This window comes from Heliomicrobium sulfidophilum (genome assembly GCF_057715735.1).
The window spans coordinates 253,671-271,960 of record NZ_JBVTZZ010000005.1; the positions used below are offsets into that span (position 1 = coordinate 253,671).

Here is an 18,290-nt window from a genome sequence, read left to right on the forward strand (position 1 = left end):
TTTTGAGAATCGGTCTAAAGCTCAATCATTTTCTAATCATACTAGACGCTAAGACGTACGCATACCCGACCAACTAACGTTTCACCGCACGCTAGGCGCCAGCAGTGTTCTTGCTATGCATGCTTTGCCAATTGCTTGACAAGAAACTCCTCCACAGTCCGGTTGAAGATCTCCGGTTCCACCAGCATGGGCCAGTGGTTGCCGGCGATGCGGTGGACTTCCAGGTTCTTGAGGTAGGTTATGTAGGGTTTCATCTGAAAATCAGCGCGGTTGACGCCTTTTTCGGGCTGCACGAACAAGGTGGGCACGGTGATGGGTTCGGTCAGGCCGGCGACGCGCATCACATCGTCGAAAATCTGGTTGCGGGCCGGCACGACGAATTTGCTGCCCCATCGGCCATCAGGTTTCTGCTCCAAACCCTCCCGGAAGACCATCTGCTGGTGTTCGCTCCAACCCTGGTACTGGCGCAAGCCTCTGGCCAGCGTTTCTGCTTCAGCGTAACTTCTGAAGGGTCCCATCCCTTTTAAGCTGTCGAGGACGCGAAAGAGGATGGGAAAAGACAGTTTCATGACGGCCGGCATCTTGACGATAAAGATCGGATCGACGAGGACCATGCTCCGGAAGCGCCTTTTGTTCAGGCGCGCCCAGATGGGGGCCAGCTTGCCCGTCCAGGAGTGGCCGACGATGTGGGCATCACTCCAGCCGAGGTGATCCATCAAGCCTTCCAGGTCGGCGATCACCTCGCGAAAGCTGTAGCCGCTCCCCGGCTTGTCGCTCTCACCGTGGCCGCGCATGTCCGGGGCGACGATGTGGAAGCGGTCGGCGAGCCCTTTCGCCAAGGGAGTCCAGATGAGGGCATGGTCGCCCAGACCGTGCAGGAGCAGCAGCGGCTCTGTCCCCTTCCCCTTCCATTCCAGATAGGAAAGGCCTATCCCAGTCAGCGTCAGTTGTCGGCGTTCAGGCTGCATCCGTCATACCTCCGGATTGATATGTTCCCCGCGCCCTGTTAGAGGTAGTTCCTCCTGGAGGAAGACTTCCTCCAGCTTTGGCAGTTCATCGAGGCTGCGCAGGCCGAAATGGCGAAGAAAGCTGTCTGTCGTCCCGTAGAGGATGGGCCGGCCCAGGGCCTCTTTCCGCCCCACCTCCTGGATCAACCCCTTGCCAAGCAGTGTCGCCAGGGAGCGGTCCGCCTTGACGCCCCGGATCTGCTCGATCTCGGCGCGCGTCACTGGCTGGTGGTAGGCGATGATGGAGAGCGTCTCCAGGGCGGCGTTGGAAAGACCCTGTTGGGGCGTCCGGAGCAACCGCTCGATATAGGGGGCGTACTCAGCCCGGGTAGACAGGCGGAAGCCGCCGGCCACCTCTTCTAACTGCCAACCCCGCTCCTGCCTGTCATAGTCGGCCTTGAGTCCGGCAAGCAGTTCCCGCACCGCTTCTGCGGCGAAGCCTGTCGCTTCGGCAAGCGCCTCGACGGAGAGGGGATCGCTGGAGACAAAAAGAAGCGCCTCGATCACACGGCTCATCGAATTGGGAAACATGGCGGTCAACGGAATCCCCCCACAGGCCGTAGCCATTCAATCGGCCTTAGGCCATAACCGTCCCATTCGGCGTACACAGAAAACCTCAAAAAGACGTACAAAGAACGATGGCCTATCCACTTGAAGCCATCAGATAGATCTCATCCAAGGCCTCCCGCTGGAGAACGCGCACCTTTTTCAGGCGCACCAGTTCCAGCATGGCCAGGAAGGTGACGATGATCTCCGCCGGGCGCCACCGCCCCGCAAAAAGAGCGGAAAAGGGGATCGGCGCCTGGGGCGGAAGCTGGGCGATCGACGCGAGCAGTTCCTGCATCCGCGCCTGCACCGAAATCTCCTCCCGAGGGATATCGGCGACAGGGTCTTCCTTGTCCTGGCGGCTCAAGACCTTGCGCAAGGCCGCCAGTAGGTCGCCGACCATCACCCCTTCCAGCGGGTTTTCTTCGCCGAAGAGGCAGGCCAGGGTAGCCGGGTCGACAACACGGCTGTAGACGCGGTTGCGGTCCACTTCCCGCTCCTTGAGCAGTTCCGCCACCGCCTTGTAGCGGCGGTACTCAATCAGGCGGTCGACTAATTCCTGGCGCGGGTCCTCGTTGTCATCGCCTGCCCCCTCGGCCTCCGCCTTGGGCGGCTTGGGCAGGAGCATGCGCGCCTTGATGGCCAGCAGTTGGGCAGCCATCAGCAAGAAGGCGCTCGCCGTCTCCAGATCAAGCTCGTCCATCTGCTGCAGGTAAGCCAGGTACTCCGCGGCGATCTGGGCGATGGGGATGTCATAGATGTTGACCTGGTTTTTCTCGATCAAGTGGACGAGCAGGTCGAAGGGCCCCTCAAAAACGGGCAGGCTGACCTGGTATGCCATGGCCGGTCAGTCCATGACCCCACGGACACCCATGGCCTCGCGGACCTGTTCCATCGTGTCGGCCGCCTTGGCCCGGGCCTGAAGAGAACCTTCCGCCAGAACCTCGTCGACCCGGCCGGGCTTGGCCAGCAGATCTTCACGCCGCTCCCGGATGGGGCCGAGGACCGCTTCCAGCTTGGCCGCCAGGCGCTGTTTGCAGGCGACGCAGCCGATGCCGGCCTTGCGGCACTGATCGCCGATGTCGGCGACCTCCCCATTGTTGTAGATCTTGTGGTAGATGTGGACGACACAGACATCGGGGTTGCCCAGGTCGGTCTTGCGCACGCGGCCCGGGTCGGTGACCATCAGGCGCACCTTTTCCTTGATCTCCTCGGCTGTCGCCGACAAGGGAATGTCGTTGCCATAGGATTTGCTCATCTTGCGGTTGTCGATCCCCGGCAGCATGGGCACCTCAGAGAGGAGGACCTGCGGCTCCGGGAAGACCTCCCTCTGGTACAGGTGGTTAAAACGACGAGCCACCTCGCGGCTCAACTCGATATGGGGGATCTGATCCTGTCCGACCGGCACATGAGTGGCTTTGTAGACGAGGATGTCGGCCGCCTGAAGCAATGGATAGCCCAGGAAGCCGTACATGCTGATGTCCTTGCCTTGGGCGCCAAACTGCTGGATCTGGTCCTTATAGGTGGGGACCCGTTCCAGCCAGCTTAACGGGGTCATCATGGAAAAGAGCAGGTGCAACTCGGCATGTTCTTTGACCTGAGACTGGACCATGATCGGGCTCTTTTCGGGATCGAGGCCTGCCGATAGCCAGTCGAGGGTGATCTCGCGGATGCGCTGCTGCATCGCCTGGACATCATCGAAGGCTGTCGTCAGCGCGTGCCAGTCAACGACCCCGAAGACACAGTCATACTCGTCCTGCAAACGGATCCAGTTCTCGATGACGCTCAGGTGGCCGATGTGCAGACGACCCGTCGGGCGCATGCCGCTGAAGATTTTTCCCTTTTTCACGTTGAAGACTCCTTCCTCTATGACACCATTCACTATGATTACCTTTATACACCCGGTTGCGCCTTGTTAAGGTTTGTAAAAACGCTAAATCCATCAAGCTTATGTCATAAACGAATTGAAGCAATCTCCTCTGCGCTTTCTGTAAAGGCGTCTCTCTAAAATAGTAATTGGCCAATGGCGATGCCTACGGGAAAGACCAGACTGTATAGCGCGTCATACAGGGGCTGAAACAAAACGCTCGACACTGCCGGGAAAAAGACGAGCACGAGCAGAAGCATGGGGCCGTACTGCTCCAGTTGGCGCAACCAGCCCTGACTCCGGTAGGGCAAGAGGCCGGCCAGGACTTTGGAGCCGTCAAGGGGCGGAATGGGGATCAGGTTGAAGACAGCGAGGCCCACATTGATGCTGATCATGCTCCACAGCAGCGCCCTCGCCTCGCTGACATTACCGAAACCGACGAAAAGAGCCACCGAAACGATCGCCAGGAGCACGTTCATCATTGGCCCGGCCAGGGCGACGAACATCATCCCACGCTGTTTGTTGCCCCGGAAGTTGTAAGGGTTGACGCCGACCGGCTTCGCCCAGCCGAAGGGGCCGAAGATGAGCATGAGCGTGCCGATCGGGTCCAGGTGGGAGATCGGGTTGATGGTCAGGCGGCCCTCCCAGCGTGGTGTCGGGTCGCCCAGCCAGACGGCCATGCGGGCGTGGGCGTATTCGTGCAAGGCCAAGGCGATCAGGATGGCTGGCGCCCGAGCGACCAAACTGGTCAAATCAAAATCAAACATGGTTGCCTCCTTTTGTCTCCAACGGTGGCGATTCCCCTTTCAAGAGGCGGATCGCGAAGTCCCGCTCGGCGTCGATGTCGGCCAGCCGGCCGTCGAGGCGCTCCAGGCGCAACCGGTTCAGGATCCGGGCGTAGACCGGTCCCGGCGGGATTTTGAGCGCTTTCAGGTCCTGTCCCGTCAGTCGGGGCTGCGTCTCCCGGATCTGCCGCCAAGCAGCCATGAGGCGCAACGTATCGGAGAGGGAAAAGCCAGCCCGCAAGGCCAGAATGGCTTCTTCGGGCCAGTCCCGGAGAAGGACCTCCAGTTTACTCAAGGGATGATCGCCCCGCAGCCAGTTCATCAGGGCCTGGTTGGTAGCTTTCCCTTCCTTATGCAGTTTGAACAAGCCCTCCCGCATGGCCTGCTTCAACGGGTAATGGTCGTTGACAAAAGAAACGCCTTCCAGGGAGAGGTGCCGGGCCAGGACGTAGAAATAGACGACCCAGGGCCGCCGTGGAATAGGCAGGCCCGCCTCGGCAAGCGCCTTGAGCAGGGGCGGCGCGGCGGCCACCTCCACCTCCACCCAGGGGTTCCACTCCAGCCCCGGCAGGAGGAATTCCCACAGACCCAGTTCTGTCATTCGGCGCAACGCCGGCGCTGGGTTTTCCTCGCTCAGGATCAGGATTAACTCGTCGACCATGCGTTCATAGGAGAGCTCCCGGATCATCTGCCGGGCGATGGCCTCCCGGGCAAAGCCCATCGTCTGGGGTTCGATGGTGAAGCGATAGCGCTGTTCAAAGCGGACCGCCCGCAGGATGCGCGTCGGATCCTCCACAAAACTCAGGTTGTAAAGGACGCGGACCATCCCCTGTTCCAAGTCCTTCAGTCCCTGGAAAAAGTCGACCAATTCGCCGAAACGATCGCGGTTCAAGCGGATGGCCAGGGCGTTGATGGTAAAATCGCGCCGGTAGAGGTCCTGGCGCAGGTCGGAAGCCTCCACCTGGGGAAGGGCGGCCGGATACTGGTAAAACTCCCGCCGCGCCGTCGCCACGTCAATCTTCTGGTCACCCCAGCGGATGACGGCAGTGCCGAACTTTTCATGGGTCCGCAGGGTTCCTTTGAGGAAACGTGCCAGTTCGGCAGCAAAGCGGATGCCGTCACCTTCAACGACCAGATCAATGTCGAGGTTGTTCACACCCAGCAGGAGGTCTCGCACAAAGCCACCTACCACATAGACCTGGACGCCGTTTCCGTCGGCGAGGCGGCCCACATCTTCGAAGAGGTCGAAGATAGGAGGCGGCAGTTGTCCGCGCATTCGCTGGGCCAGTTGTCGGTCCATCCCCAGCGGCGCCGCTTCGCCCGCCCGCTGGATCCCGAAATTGGTCCAGTAGCGAACAGGCATGTTCTCGCCGTGGAGGGTGCGCAACACGTCCGTGCGGGAGACGATGCCGACCAGTTTTCCCCCTTCGAGGACAGGCAAACGGCCGATATCATGTTCGATCAACAGGCGTTGGATGTCGCGCAGCGATGTATCGGGGCTGATGGTGATCACGTTGCGCGACATAAACCCCTTGACGGGGGCATGGCGCAAGCCGTGGATGTAGGCTTTATCGAAATCGCGGCGGCTGATGACACCGACCAAACGGTCGCCTTCCACCACCGGAAGCCCCGTATGGCCGTAGCGGAGCATCACCTTGCCAGCGTCATCGATGGTCGTATCGGGGGTGATCGTCTTCACCGGCGAAGACATGATCTCCCGGGCACCCTGTTGGGGCCGGATCGTGCTATAGAGGCTCTTCACCAATTGCTCCAGGATGAGCCCGGCTTCGCCGCCCTTGATCGAGGCCGCCGCCGCTGAGCCGTGCCCCCCGCCTCCGAGGGGGTGTACAAGGGTGTTGACCCGCACCGCCTCAATGCGGCTGCGGGCCACCACATGGACCCGGTCATGCATGCGCACGACGGCCACCATCACGTCGGGACTTTCAATGTCGCCCAAGCGGTGAACGAGATGGGAGAGTCCCTCTACGTACTCCTCCAGTTCAGCCGAGGTGACGACGACCCGGATGCCATGGATGACCAGGACGACGGAACGCTGAGTCAGTTCCCGGAGCAATTCCTTCTGCTCCACCGACAAGGGGCGGTCAATAAACTCGTTGATCACCGACAGGTTGGCGCCGCGACCGAGCAGGTAAGCTACCGCAGCGGCATCGCGCTCAGTCGTCGTCGAAAACATAAGCCCGCCCGTGTCTTCGTAGATGCCCAGAGCCAGCACCGTCGCTTCAAAAGGCGTCAGCCGGCAGTGGCGGCGGCGCAGGATCTCGACGAGGAGCGTTGTCACGGCACCCACATCCTCCCGCACCAGCAGGGATGCTGGCGCATCGTCGGCGCTGGCGGGGTGGTGGTCATAGATGTGCACATCCACATCGGGTTTTTGCGTCAACTGGCCCAAAGGCCCCACCCGGGAGGCCATCTTGGTGTCGACAAGGATCACCCGCTTCACCTGGTGGGCCGGGATGTCCTTGATCGTCTTAAACCCCAGCGTATCTTTATGCAGCGCCATGAACTCCTGTACATTGGCGCTCAGTTTTCCGGCAAGGACAGGGACCGCGCGGGGGTAGAGCTTTGAGGCGGCAAAAGAGGCAGCCAAGCCGTCAAAATCGGTATTGTTGTGTGTGAGGATGATCTCCACCGGCCGCCGCCTCCCCGCGCATTCATAACGTACATTATAGCATAGGGACTTTGTTTTTTTCCACTTCTTGCCCATTGGCGGATGGGCTGTCCCCAAAAAAACGGCTCCATTCTGATAAAAAGAAAAACGGCGGCACAAAGGCCACCGTTATCATGAGCATTCTCCGTACTTACCGACTGCTTTTCTCCGGCGTGGTGTCAGCGGCATCGTCGGTTCCCGGGCGTACCGCTTGGGGATTCTGGGATTGATTCAGCGATTCGATCATCATCTCATAGAACTTTTCCGACATGTGCTTCACCACCTTTCGTAGATACCCGTCGATAAGCGGATGGTCCGTTGAACAAGATACGTTATTTCTCAGTATGGCAGGTAGCTGTCTGCGTCAACCGCAGCCTGCCTATGAAGTGAGTTACCGTTGCAGGTACGGCGGAATCCGGTCGTTGCGAATCAGGTCGTCAAGGCTCTCCCGTTCCACGACCACCGCCGCCTTGCCGTCACGGGCGAAGACCACGGCGGGACGACCGAGCCGGTTGTAGTTCATGGACATGGTGTAGTTGTAAGCGCCGGTGCAGGACACGGCGAGGATGTCGCCAGACTCCACTTTTGGCAGGGACACGTCCCAGAGGAGCATGTCGCCCGATTCGCAGCACTTGCCGGTGACGGAGACGACCTCTTCGGCCTCCTGGGTGGCCTTGTTGGCCAGCATGGATTCATAGCGGGAGCCGTAGAGGGCCGGACGGGGGTTGTCGGTCATGCCACCGTCGACGGCAACATACTTGCGAACGCCGATGATCTCCTTCACAGAACCGATCGTGTAGAGGGTCGTGCCTGCCGTGGCGACGATGGAGCGGCCCGGCTCAACGAGGACCTTCGGCGTAGGCAGACCGCGCTTTTCCGCCTCCAGGGCGACGGCAGAGAGCACGATGCGGGCGTACTCGGCCACATCGCCCGGGGTGTCCGCCTCGGTGTAGCGGATGCCGAAGCCGCCGCCCAGGTTGAGGATCGCCGTCTCAGCGCCTGTCTCCCGGCGGATCTCATCGATGAAGGTCATCATCACCTCAGCGGCGTAGCTGAAGGATTCCAACTCAAAGATCTGGGAGCCGATGTGGCAGTGGAGGCCATCATAGATCAGGTTGCCGCGCTCCAGGACGGCTTTGACGCCAGCGAGGGCTTGGCCGGTGGGCAAGGTAAAGCCGAACTTGGAATCGATCTGACCGGTGCGGACAAACTCGTGGGTATGGCAGTCGATGCCAGGGGTGATGCGCAGGAGCACCCGCACCCGGGCATCCATCTCTCCGGCGATGGCGTTCAGCAGGTCCGCTTCGTAGAGGTTGTCGACGACGATGTGTCCGACACCGTATTCGATCGCCTGGCGCAGTTCAGCCGGCGTCTTGTTGTTGCCGTGGAAGTAGATCTTCTCCATAGGGAAGCCGGCGCGGCGGGCCGTGTACAGTTCGCCGCCAGAGACGACATCGAGCCCCAGACCTTCCTGTTCCACCAGGCGGCACATGGCCATGTTCATAAAGGCTTTCGAGGCGAAGAGCACCTCGCCGGCGCCGGAGGCGCTGAAGGCCTCGTAATACTTCCGACAGTTTTCCCGCAGGTGGGCTTCATCCATCACATACAAAGGACTGCCGAACTCCTTGATCAAGTCCGTTGCATCGCAGCCTCCGATGACCAAATGTCCCCGCTCGTTGATGGCAGTAGTTCCGTGTAGTTTCAATGTTGCCGACTCCCCTCATCACAATGTGCTTCATTTCTTTTATATGGCCAAAAGGAATATATTGGCATTCGTTCGAGGCAAAACAAAAACCGCCGGGGTCATTCCCGGCGGCGGTTTACTCATGCGCCTAAGAATGCCTCTCTCCCTTTCCCATACATCTCGTAAGATAGCGCTCCACCGTGAAACCTTCCTCAACCAGCACAGCATGCCGAATGAGAAGTGGGAATGTTCCCCGGTGACAGTCCTGCAGTTCTTCACTGCAGACCCAGCCCAGATGTGGCAAACCTGGACTTCGGCGGCCATCCCTTTCCCTCCGTTGCGCCGTCCATGCCATTGGACCTTCCCGGAGTTACTCTTGATTAACCGCGCCTCTACCTCACCTCGACGGAGATGAGGCATCTCTATGAACTTGTGCTGAACTTGAGCCCATCTTAGCATGCGAGAAAATGGCTGTCAAGGCGTTAGAATCTTCCTCCGCCCCTGTTCCCGGCTTCGCCGTTCCCGATTCGTTTTTGGCCTTCGAATCGGAAACAGCAATGGAATCGCATCGGTATCAAAATTACAGACGGATCGTCATCCCTTCCTTCGCCGCCAGGCAGTCAGGATAGAGGACTTTCGCCATTCCCTCGATCTGATCTAAGTCCACATCGGTCCGTTCCATCGCATGGTGAAAGAGGATCAGCTTTTTTGCGGCAGCAGTCTGCACCAGCTTGATGCCCTCCTGCCAAGTCGAATGCCCCCAGCCCTTGCGGGATGGCTTCCCTTCGCCGCCCTCGTATTCCCTATCGGTATAACAGGCGTCGTAGATGACCAAATCAGCGCCGGCGATGAATTCTTTCAACACCGGGTCAATCCAGGCATAGTGCTCCGTGTCACTCACGTAGCAGCAGGAACGTCCACCCTGTTCGATTCGGAAGGCCAAGCATTCATCGGGATGGTTGGACAAGACCGTCCGCACCGTGACGCCATCGCCGAAATCGAGGACGTCGCCGCCCGCCAGATCGCAGAAGTCCAACTGGGCCCCCATGGCATCGAGCAGGACGGGAAAATAAGGGGGCTGCATCTGCCCCCGGAACAGCTGCGCAAAGGTTTTTCCCAACTTTGCCTGACCGTAGAGGGTGAAGCGGTTTTTACTGGCAAAAGCAGGTAAAAAGAAGGGGAAGCCCTGGATGTGGTCCCAATGGAGGTGGGAGATGAGAAAGGTTCCTTGAATGGACCCACTGTTTTCTTTGCTCAACGCCTGCCCCAAGTGATGAAGACCCGATCCCGCGTCAATGATAAAATCGCGCTCCCCGATCCGCACCTGGACACAGGGGGTATTGCCGCCATATCGAGTCGTGAGCGGCCCTGGCATGGGCAGGGAACCCCTCACCCCCCAAAAGGTTACATCAAAGCATCGCTGGGACAAAGGCCTTCCCTCCCGGAACAAAGTGTAGGGCATCATGGACCGCTCCATCCCTTCTATGCTCAATTGGATACCGGCTTGCCTTTTCCTGCTTTTCACTTCGACTTTGCGGCGAAAAAGCACGAATTAACAGCGCCCTTATAATAATCGCCCTCCTCCACCATTTGCTCCACCCTCGGCTAATCGTTGTTGCAATTTGGTACACGAAAAAAGCCATGAAAAACCAAGCCTCTGCTTCTGCAAAAGCGATGGACCTTCATGGCTCCAACTTCCTTTTTTGCCCATTGGCCTTTTTGCAAAAAATCCTTTTTACTCTGTATTTTACAATGTGTCTTCCGAATCCCTGCTCCCTTTCTCAGGGATCCACTTCCGGAGCGCTTCCTGCATGGCCTCCCGGTTGATGGGCTTGCTGATGTAATCATCCATCCCTGCGGCGATGCAGCATTCCCGGTCGCCCTGCATGGCATTGGCTGTCATGGCGATGATCGGCACAGCCGGTCCACCGGCTGATTGGGCGGCGCGGATCAATCGGGTCGCCTCAAAGCCATCCATTTCGGGCATCTGGCAGTCCATCAACACCAGGGCATACTTGCCAGTGGCGCAGGCCTCCACCGCCTCGCGGCCGTTGCTGACAGCATCAGCCTCAAAGCCGAATTTTTTCAGGAGCAAAAGGGCCAATCGCTGGTTCGCCTGATTGTCCTCAGCCAAAAGGATGCGGCGATGGCTGTGCGGCAACTCGATCGTCGACGATGGCATCGGTGACGGCGCCGTTGCCGGAAAAGGTACCGGCGGCGGAGACAAGGAGGGAGACGCAGATGAAGCCGACGATAGGGCAGCCGTTGGTGTTGGTGTAGAAAGGGAAATCGCATTTGACGCCGAGCCGATCATGGCGCTGGCGATGCAGTCGAACAGTTGCGACTGCTTGATTGGCTTGGTCAGGTAGGCGTTGTATCCCTTTTCGAGGGCCGTCTCCCCTTCTTCGCGGGCGTTGAAGGCCGTCACCATGATCAGCTTCAGATTGGCCTTCGGGAACTGGTCCTGGACTTGCCGGGCGAAGGCCAGGCTGTCCAACCCCGGCAATCCTGACTCGACGATCACCAAGTCGTAGGGCGCCTGGGCGGCAGCGGCCTGCCTCAGCCGGTGAAGAGCCTCATCGGCCTCATCGGTGATTCCCGTCGTCATGCCCCAGGCGGCGAGGTACTGGCGCAAGCTGTGGCGGCTGCTGCCGCTGGCGCCGACGAGCAGAACATGGCGCCCGCGGAGGAATTCCTCTGTTTCCTCCGGTTCACCGGGCTGGTGGCCTTTGGGCAAGGGGATCTCCACCCAAAAAGTAGACCCTCTGCTCAACTGGCTCTCCACGCCGATGGCGCCCTCCATCATCTCCACGAGCCGCTTGGAGATGGACAAGCCCAGGCCGGTGCCGCCGAATTTGCGGGTCGTCGAACCGTCCGCCTGGGTGAAAGGGCGAAAGAGGCGACGGCGGGCTTCTTCCGAGAGGCCGATGCCCGTATCGGAGACCTCAAAGCGCATGGTGACGGCCTGCTCCGTTTCGGATAGAACCGCGGCGCGAAGGGCCACTTCCCCCCGATGGGTGAACTTGATGGCGTTGCCCACCAGGTTGAGCAGGATCTGGCGGATACGGACAGGATCGCCGAGGAGCAGCGGCGGCGTGCCAGGGTCGACAAAGGTGGATAGGTTGAGGTTCTTTTCAAAGGCTTTCGAGGCCAGCATTTCGCCGATGCTCTCGACGACATTGACGAGGCTGAAGCTGATCATTTCCAGTTCCATCTTGCCAGCGTCCATTTTGGAGAAGTCGAGGATGTCATTGATGATCGTCAAGAGCGAATTGGCCGAATCCTGGACAATCAGGCAAAACTCGCGTTGCTGGGGATTCAGCGGCGTATCGAGGAGCAGGCCCGTCATGCCGATGATGGCGTTCATGGGCGTCCGGATCTCATGGCTCATGTTGGCCACAAACTCCGATTTGAGTTGGTTCGATTTCTCCGCTTCCTCTTTGGCGGCCATCAATTCCCGGTTCAGCTTCTCCAGATGGAGCGTCAACTGGGTCTGTGTTTCGATCGATTGCAGCAGTTCCTGCTCGGTCTGTTTTTTCTCGGCCAGGCTGTCCAAAAAGGTGTTGAACCAGCGGATCAACTCGCCGATTTCGTCGCGAGGTCCTTCGGGAAGGCGCCTTTCCACATCGATGGTCCCCTCACGGATCTCCTGGAAGAGGCGTGTGATCTCTTTGATCGGCTCCACGTTCTGCTTGCTGAAACGGAAGGCAAAAAAGACGGCCACGCCGATGGAGAGGGCCAGCGCCAATAGGGTGCTGTTCCGGATATCGCTCGTCCTGGCCGTCAGCTTGTCGATGGGGATGAAGCTGACCAGTTTCCAATTGTTTACTTCGGATCGGGTATAGGTGATCGACATCTCCTGTCCGTCGATCTTCTCGTTGATGGTCGCCGTGGCGCCGCTGAAGGCCGTCAGCAGTTCCGGGTTGATCTGGCTGCCGATTTTGTCTTTCTGGGGGTGAAAGATGATCCGGTCTTTGCCGTCGACGATGATCATGAAGGCGTCTTTGCCGAAGTCGGTCTGGATGAAGTGAGCATAGAAAGCTTCGATGCTGTAGTTGACCAGCAGCAGACCGATCGGCTTTTCGCGCATCGTCTCACTGTCGAAGGTTTTGAGGACCTTGGCCGCCGTGATGACTTTTTTATGTTTGGAGTTGGCGTTGACGTTATCCTCGATGCCGGTCCAGAGGACCGCTTTATCGGAACGCAACGCCGCCTGATAAATCTGCTCTTTGAGGTCCCTGCGAATCTCCTGCACGTTCAAGGTGTCGCCCACATGATAGTGGGCGCCGGCCAGGGAGAAGATATCGATGGAGACGAGGCCTTTCAAGTTGGTGTAGCCGCTCAGTATGTAGCCGATCTTGGCCTGTGTGGCCAGGCTGGTGAAGTCGTCTGGCCGTTCGCCGCGATCATCGACGACAGCTTTGATGTCTTCGATGCTGGAGATATTAGCGATGAGGCTCTCCACTTCTTCCAGCATCCGCACCATATAGTCGCGCTGGTTGCTCATCAATTCCCGCGTATAGGCGCTGACCTCTTCTTGGATGATCTGTTTGGACATGCTGAAAGACACCATCCCGACGATCACGAGCGGAATGATGGTCATCAGCAAAAGATAGAGGATGAACTTTTGGGTTATGTTGAAGCTCGGCGCTTTGTTCATCGCTTCCCGTCCTGAAAAACGACCTTATTCCACGTCGCTGGCGTGGATCACCTTGACATCGACCATCGTCTCCGGCGGGCTTTTCTCGCCCTGGATCGCTTTATAGGCATACTGGATCCCTGTGTAGCCCTGGAGGTCGGCCTGCTGGTCGATGGTCGCCAGCAGCTTGCCGGCGTGGATCGCTTTTTTCGCTTCATCTAAAGCGTCATAACCGGCGATGAGGACGTCCTTTTTCCCCGTCTTCTCTAGGTATTGAATGGCGCCTAGGGCCATCATGTCATTGGCGCAGAAGATGGCGCCGATATTGGGATGCCGCTCAAAAAGCTTGGCAGTGACATCGTGGCCTTCGTCGATCTTCCAGTTGGCCGTCTCAGAAGCGACCAGCCGTATGTTCGGATTTTCACCAAAGGCCCGCAGCGCGCCGCGCTTGCGCTGTTCACCGTTGTCAGTGCCCGGGATCCCCTCTAAGATGATCGCTTCTGTCGGCCGGTTGACCTTGTCCGCGATCATCTTCGCCGACAGGTAGGCGCCCTGTTCGTTGTTGACGCTGATAAAGGGCACCTCGACTAGACCCAGTTCCTTGGACAGTTTTGGGTTTAAGCGGTTGTCGATGTTGACGATGGGAATCTTGGCGTCCTGGGCCTTCTTGAGGACCGGGATCAGTTCGGTGGAACTGCCGGGGGCGATGACGATGGCGTCCACCTTGTCGCGGATCAACTCATCGACAATGGCGATCTGCTGTTCGATAGAGGTTTCCTTGGCCCCCACCTTGACGATCAGGTTGACGCCCAGTTCATTCTCGGCCCGTCGGGCGCCTTTTTCCATCTCCACAAAAAAGGGATTGGTCAATGTCTTCATGACCAGGGCGATGTTCTTCTTCGTTGCAGCGTTGTTGGACTCCGCCTGCTGCGTTGATTTGTTCTCTTCCACGATCAGGGACTTCGATTCGGTGTTGGACGGGCCGCCACAGCCGACAAGGGATAGGGAAAGCAAAAACACGAGAGAAAGCAATATCCCCCTTTTCTTCATCCCGATCACCTTCCTCAAACGATTTTGAAAGAGGGTTCGACGGGGTTGGGGGGATTACCTGCTGTTAGAAGGAATTTCACCCGAAGGGATGGGACGTCAAATGTCAGTATATCGAATAGTAAAGTGTTGTTTGTTTAAAGGGATTTCCCAGAGCCCACGCATCTTTGAAAAAAAGTCCGCCAATCCCTTATCTGAAGCGCTGTTGAAGAATTGTCACGAAAACGCGACAATTCCCACAGGAAAATGGATATAATTAGATTAAATTCCTGAAAAGTTTAAAGGATTCCTAATCCCTTTGTCGAAGTGAGTTGTTGCAACGCAAAACACTGCACAAAGGAGGAATCCTCAATGCAAAGTGTAGCACAGCCACCCACAAAACTACAAGTAATCCTCTGAAGAACACCTGGTGGAAACACCAAAGCCCATCGTTGGGCCGAATGCCTCACGCGCGAACATCGCGACAAGACCACCGACTATTATCATGCGGCCGTAGTCGCCCAACAGGTTGGCGGTAGCGCGAACCTGATTTATGACTGGGAAATGCGAAAACCTCAGGATGGGGTGGACAAGGATGAAGGAGAAACCACCGTCGCCCAACGATTGATCCGACGTATGGCCGAGACCTATGGAAAAATAACGGATGTGTACAGGTTAGACGCGCTGTTTGCCAAAGCACCCGTCATTCATGCCGCTCTGGATGCAGGCGCTCATGTGGTGCAGTTGCCCTTAAGGGGTCACTAATTTGCTTGGTATTATTTGGATTGCGCAGGTTCTGATTCGGCCATTGTCGGGCCTTTCCCTAGCGACTCTTTACTGAACTTGTTAAGCAAAAAGTGATACGTTCCATCCAGCGTAGGGTAGTTGCTTCGGATGTTCCAATAAATGCGCTTTGCAGCAGATTCGTCATAAATATGAGGGGTTTCGTTACGGTCTTTTAACATTTGCAGCCAAACTTGTTCGTCTTGGATCCAACCCACCGTATAGGCCTGCCGCAAGGCTTCCCGTGGAGTTTTTGTTTCAATACCCTCCAACAGGAGCAATCGCTTGAGTGTTTTCCAGTAAAGTTCGATGACAAACTCAAATCGTTGAATGGTCCCATCAATCACCAAGTTGTTTTCTTCAGGCTCCCGTAAAGCCTCCTTCAGTCGCTTCAGCGCATTTCCCAGATTGAGTAGACTTTGCGCTGCTTTTTGTTCCTCGCTCATATAGCACTTTCCCTTCAAGGGTAATTCTTTCCCTGAGCGTATGAGAAACCTCTTCCCAGCGTAAGACATCAATCAAGTACAATGTGTCTGCCTCTTCCACTGCATCCAGAATTTCCAGCCATTGTCGCTGGGACGCATTGGGCGCCACAATGGCCAAGTCGATATCAGAACGTTCCTCATGATCGCCTGTAGCCCGTGAACCAAAAAGGATGATTCGTTCGATTTCCGATTTTTTCTTTAGGTCTTGTATCAACCGGTTTATCCCCGGGATTGCAGTAATATTCAAATACTACTCCCCCGCCCTTTGTAAATACACCATTTTTCAAAAAACAACTGCCCTTGTCTACTTAATATTACCATTACTTCTTTCAACAGAGGGATTCTTATATGTTGATCAACTTCTCCTCCACCGCCCGAACCTTCCCTTCCATGGACAACGCTTTGTCTCGGCGGTCATCGATGCGGATGGTCGTTGACACCCGCATCGCTCCGGCGGCGAAGGGAACCTCATGCATCTTTCGGATGATGTCGACTACACAGTCCAGTTCCCCCTCAATAAGGGTCGACATCGGCGTCAACCGGTAACGTATCCCCTCGGCCCCGCAGAGCACCTTGTGACAATCGGCCACGTAGTGGCTCAGACTGGGAGAACCGGTCCCCAGCGGAATAATGGTAACCTCAGCAATGACTGGCATCGGCATCTTTCCTCCTCTCGTATTACCCCTGCCGGTGCGGACACCCGCATCCACCTACCGGCCTTTCCATCTCTTCCATACTGTTTCCCAAGCGCACCTGAATGCCGACCCAGTTCGAAACCGGTCCCGCTTCCTCCAGATCATTGAACTGGATGAGCAGTTCATTTCCTTTGATCACGCTCGCGCGAAACCGTTTGTCCCGCAGCAATAAGTCGGAAACGAGTCCGGCCATTTCTTGGCTGTCCATTCGATATTCTCCCTTCATGATCAAACATCAGTTACTAAACAGGTAAGTCGCCCTATTTTTTCGGACCGTACGCTTCAAACCTCTCGCGGTCGAGCACCGCTAACGAACGATCGCTATCGAAAAGAAACGCGCCGCATTATCAGCCTGTCCATTTGCCACCCGTAAATATCCCGCGCCGGCTTTCCCCCGTTGCCCCACCAACTACTGTCCCCAGGCAGAAACCTGCTCTCCTATCGTCCCTCACCCCGTTACTTTTCGACCAAGTGCTTCCAATACCGGGCTGGCATGCACCGCCGCTGCAAACGCGGGTTGATCCGGCCGGTAATCGCGATGCTCTGGAAATAGTCGCGCCAAAGGTCCTGGTACACCGTCTCCACCGTCGCCTGCGAAAAGTCAACCCCGCCATCCAGTTCGGTCAAAATCCACTCCTTTTGGTTGTACAGAGCAGCCAAGCCCCGCCGGAGATCGTGAATGACCCAGTTCTGATCACCCAGCCGGTCCGTGAAATGGGGCGCCAGCAGCCCCGTGATGTTGTGGTCCGGCTCCATCGGCGCGTAATAGATGTTTCCTTCTAATAGGCGGAAGCGAAGCAGGCCGAGCATGCGGTGCCGTTCCGCCTGCACCTTGGCGCTCATCCGATGGACCCGCAGCACCCGCTCGTCCGTCAAGTGGGCGTCCACGGCGGCTCCCATGCGAAAGCCCAGGCGCAGGTACTCGTAGATCGCCTTTTCCATCCCTGGAAGTTCCGACAAAAAGGCGTAGGCGGCGTGGCGGCGCACGTCCGGTGAGATCTTGGCCGCGATGGCTGTGAAGACCTTTTCCGCCTTGTCCGGCTCGGTAGCGATCTCCACCTCTTCGGCGAAGAGATTCGTCTCGGCGCACCCGGACGGGCGGATATCGTCAGGGACCTGCCGTCGATAATAGGCTTCATGGATGGCCGTCAGCAACCCATCAAACTCGCCATCGTAACAGTAATGCAACATACCCATTTACTCCCTAGGCTCGATGGTTTCCTACCATTGACAAGTGATAAGAGCCGCTCTCACTGGCTGAATCACGATCCCTCCTGATAGGGGATCGGATCGCTTTGCCCCGCCAGCCGGAACCCTTCCAGCCGTAAGCGGCAACTGTCGCAGACCCCGCAGGCCGGGCTTTCGCCGTAGTAACAAGTGAGGGTCAGGTGCAGCGGCGCCTCCAGTTGCAAAGCGAGCCGGATGATATCAGCCTTGTTCATCTCGATCAGCGGCGTGAACACCTCCACGCTCCGGCCTTCTGTACCCGCCTTCGTCCCGACGTCGATCATCCGCTGAAAAGCAGCGATAAATTCCGACCGGCAATCAGGATAGCCGGGGTTGTCCAAGGCGTTCACACCGGCGTAAATCCGCCGTGCGCCCACTTTTTCCGCGAAGGAAAGGGCGTATGCCAAAAAAAGAATGTTTCGCGCCGGCACATAAGTCGCCGGGATCGCAGTTGCAACCGATGTTGGCATTGACGCGGGGACCGAACTTAGAACCGAACCCGGGTCCGAGCCCGGCATCAAAACGGGACCTCCCTCGGCAACCAACGGGACGATCTCCGGATGGATTTCCGCCGAAGTAAGGGCGCTGGCGGCGAAAACCGCGCCCAGATCGATGATCTGATGGCGCGCCCCATAGTGACGGGCCACCGCCTTGGCTGATTCAATCTCCCCGATATGGCGCTGATTGTAGGCGAAGGTGAGCGCAAAAATATCTTCACCCCGGCAATCGGCCAAGGCCATGCAGGTGGTCGAGTCCAAACCGCCCGATAGGATGACGACAGCGCGGTCGCGATAAGAGTCCATCTCTTGTCTCCAGTCCTTTCCTGTGCTTGTCACTGCGCCGAAAGCTCCCTTTCAATGTACACGACTTGACTACGC

The 18,290-nt window shown here is 57.6% G+C and carries 16 protein-coding genes and 1 riboswitch; all 16 genes read right to left on the reverse strand.

Annotated elements, in window-relative coordinates; all coding sequences use genetic code 11:
* Positions 1 to 113 precede the first annotated feature (113 nt).
* Positions 114 to 968: an alpha/beta fold hydrolase gene (locus tag AC0CW1_RS06940; RefSeq protein WP_488182351.1), complete on the reverse strand. Its 855-nt coding sequence runs from the start codon at positions 966 to 968 to the stop codon at positions 114 to 116.
* A gap of 3 nt (positions 969 to 971) precedes the next feature.
* The gene (scpB, locus tag AC0CW1_RS06945) at positions 972 to 1,538 is read right to left on the reverse strand and encodes an SMC-Scp complex subunit ScpB (protein ID WP_488184104.1); all 567 of its coding nucleotides are present in this window, start codon (positions 1,536 to 1,538) and stop codon (positions 972 to 974) included.
* 112 nt (positions 1,539 to 1,650) lie between these two features.
* Positions 1,651 to 2,394 carry a segregation and condensation protein A gene (locus AC0CW1_RS06950; protein ID WP_488182352.1) on the reverse strand — a complete coding sequence of 248 codons (744 nt, stop codon included), beginning with the start codon at positions 2,392 to 2,394 and terminating at the stop codon, positions 1,651 to 1,653.
* Between the two features lie 6 nt (positions 2,395 to 2,400).
* A complete protein-coding gene (gene trpS, locus AC0CW1_RS06955) occupies positions 2,401 to 3,402 on the reverse strand; it encodes a tryptophan--tRNA ligase (RefSeq protein ID WP_488182353.1) in 1,002 nt (333 codons plus the stop codon).
* Positions 3,403 to 3,557: 155 nt separating this feature from the next.
* Positions 3,558 to 4,187: a site-2 protease family protein gene (locus tag AC0CW1_RS06960; RefSeq protein WP_488182354.1), complete on the reverse strand. Its 630-nt coding sequence runs from the start codon at positions 4,185 to 4,187 to the stop codon at positions 3,558 to 3,560.
* Positions 4,180 to 6,855, reverse strand: coding sequence for a CBS domain-containing protein (locus AC0CW1_RS06965; protein WP_488182355.1), 2,676 nt, complete (start codon positions 6,853 to 6,855; stop codon positions 4,180 to 4,182). The genes AC0CW1_RS06960 and AC0CW1_RS06965 overlap by 8 nt, the downstream gene beginning before the upstream one ends.
* Positions 6,856 to 7,264: 409 nt before the next feature.
* Positions 7,265 to 8,578, reverse strand: coding sequence for a diaminopimelate decarboxylase (gene lysA, locus AC0CW1_RS06970; RefSeq protein ID WP_488182356.1), 1,314 nt, complete (start codon positions 8,576 to 8,578; stop codon positions 7,265 to 7,267).
* 159 nt (positions 8,579 to 8,737) lie between these two features.
* A riboswitch (Lysine riboswitch) is annotated at positions 8,738 to 8,960 on the reverse strand.
* A 177-nt stretch (positions 8,961 to 9,137) separates the two neighbouring features.
* Positions 9,138 to 9,932 carry an MBL fold metallo-hydrolase gene (locus AC0CW1_RS06975; RefSeq protein WP_488182357.1) on the reverse strand — a complete coding sequence of 265 codons (795 nt, stop codon included), beginning with the start codon at positions 9,930 to 9,932 and terminating at the stop codon, positions 9,138 to 9,140.
* A gap of 372 nt (positions 9,933 to 10,304) precedes the next feature.
* Complete coding sequence (locus tag AC0CW1_RS06980) at positions 10,305 to 13,217, reverse strand: response regulator (protein ID WP_488182358.1); 2,913 nt, start codon at positions 13,215 to 13,217, stop codon at positions 10,305 to 10,307.
* 24 nt (positions 13,218 to 13,241) lie between these two features.
* Entirely contained in the window at positions 13,242 to 14,216 is a 975-nt protein-coding gene (locus tag AC0CW1_RS06985; RefSeq protein ID WP_488182359.1) for a substrate-binding domain-containing protein, read from the reverse strand.
* Positions 14,217 to 14,998: 782 nt separating this feature from the next.
* Entirely contained in the window at positions 14,999 to 15,451 is a 453-nt protein-coding gene (locus AC0CW1_RS06990) for an HI0074 family nucleotidyltransferase substrate-binding subunit (RefSeq protein WP_488182360.1), read from the reverse strand.
* Positions 15,366 to 15,737 carry a nucleotidyltransferase domain-containing protein gene (locus tag AC0CW1_RS06995; RefSeq protein ID WP_488182361.1) on the reverse strand — a complete coding sequence of 124 codons (372 nt, stop codon included), beginning with the start codon at positions 15,735 to 15,737 and terminating at the stop codon, positions 15,366 to 15,368. The genes AC0CW1_RS06990 and AC0CW1_RS06995 overlap by 86 nt, the downstream gene beginning before the upstream one ends.
* 97 nt (positions 15,738 to 15,834) lie before the next feature.
* The gene (locus AC0CW1_RS07000; RefSeq protein ID WP_488182362.1) at positions 15,835 to 16,146 is read right to left on the reverse strand and encodes an MTH1187 family thiamine-binding protein; all 312 of its coding nucleotides are present in this window, start codon (positions 16,144 to 16,146) and stop codon (positions 15,835 to 15,837) included.
* Positions 16,147 to 16,168: 22 nt separating this feature from the next.
* Complete coding sequence (locus tag AC0CW1_RS07005; RefSeq protein WP_488182363.1) at positions 16,169 to 16,393, reverse strand: hypothetical protein; 225 nt, start codon at positions 16,391 to 16,393, stop codon at positions 16,169 to 16,171.
* A gap of 248 nt (positions 16,394 to 16,641) precedes the next feature.
* Positions 16,642 to 17,376 carry a TIGR03915 family putative DNA repair protein gene (locus AC0CW1_RS07010; protein ID WP_488182364.1) on the reverse strand — a complete coding sequence of 245 codons (735 nt, stop codon included), beginning with the start codon at positions 17,374 to 17,376 and terminating at the stop codon, positions 16,642 to 16,644.
* A gap of 71 nt (positions 17,377 to 17,447) precedes the next feature.
* Positions 17,448 to 18,215 (reverse strand): 7-cyano-7-deazaguanine synthase QueC, encoded by a 768-nt coding sequence (queC, locus tag AC0CW1_RS07015; protein ID WP_488182365.1) that lies wholly within the window; start codon positions 18,213 to 18,215, stop codon positions 17,448 to 17,450.
* Positions 18,216 to 18,290 lie beyond the last annotated feature (75 nt).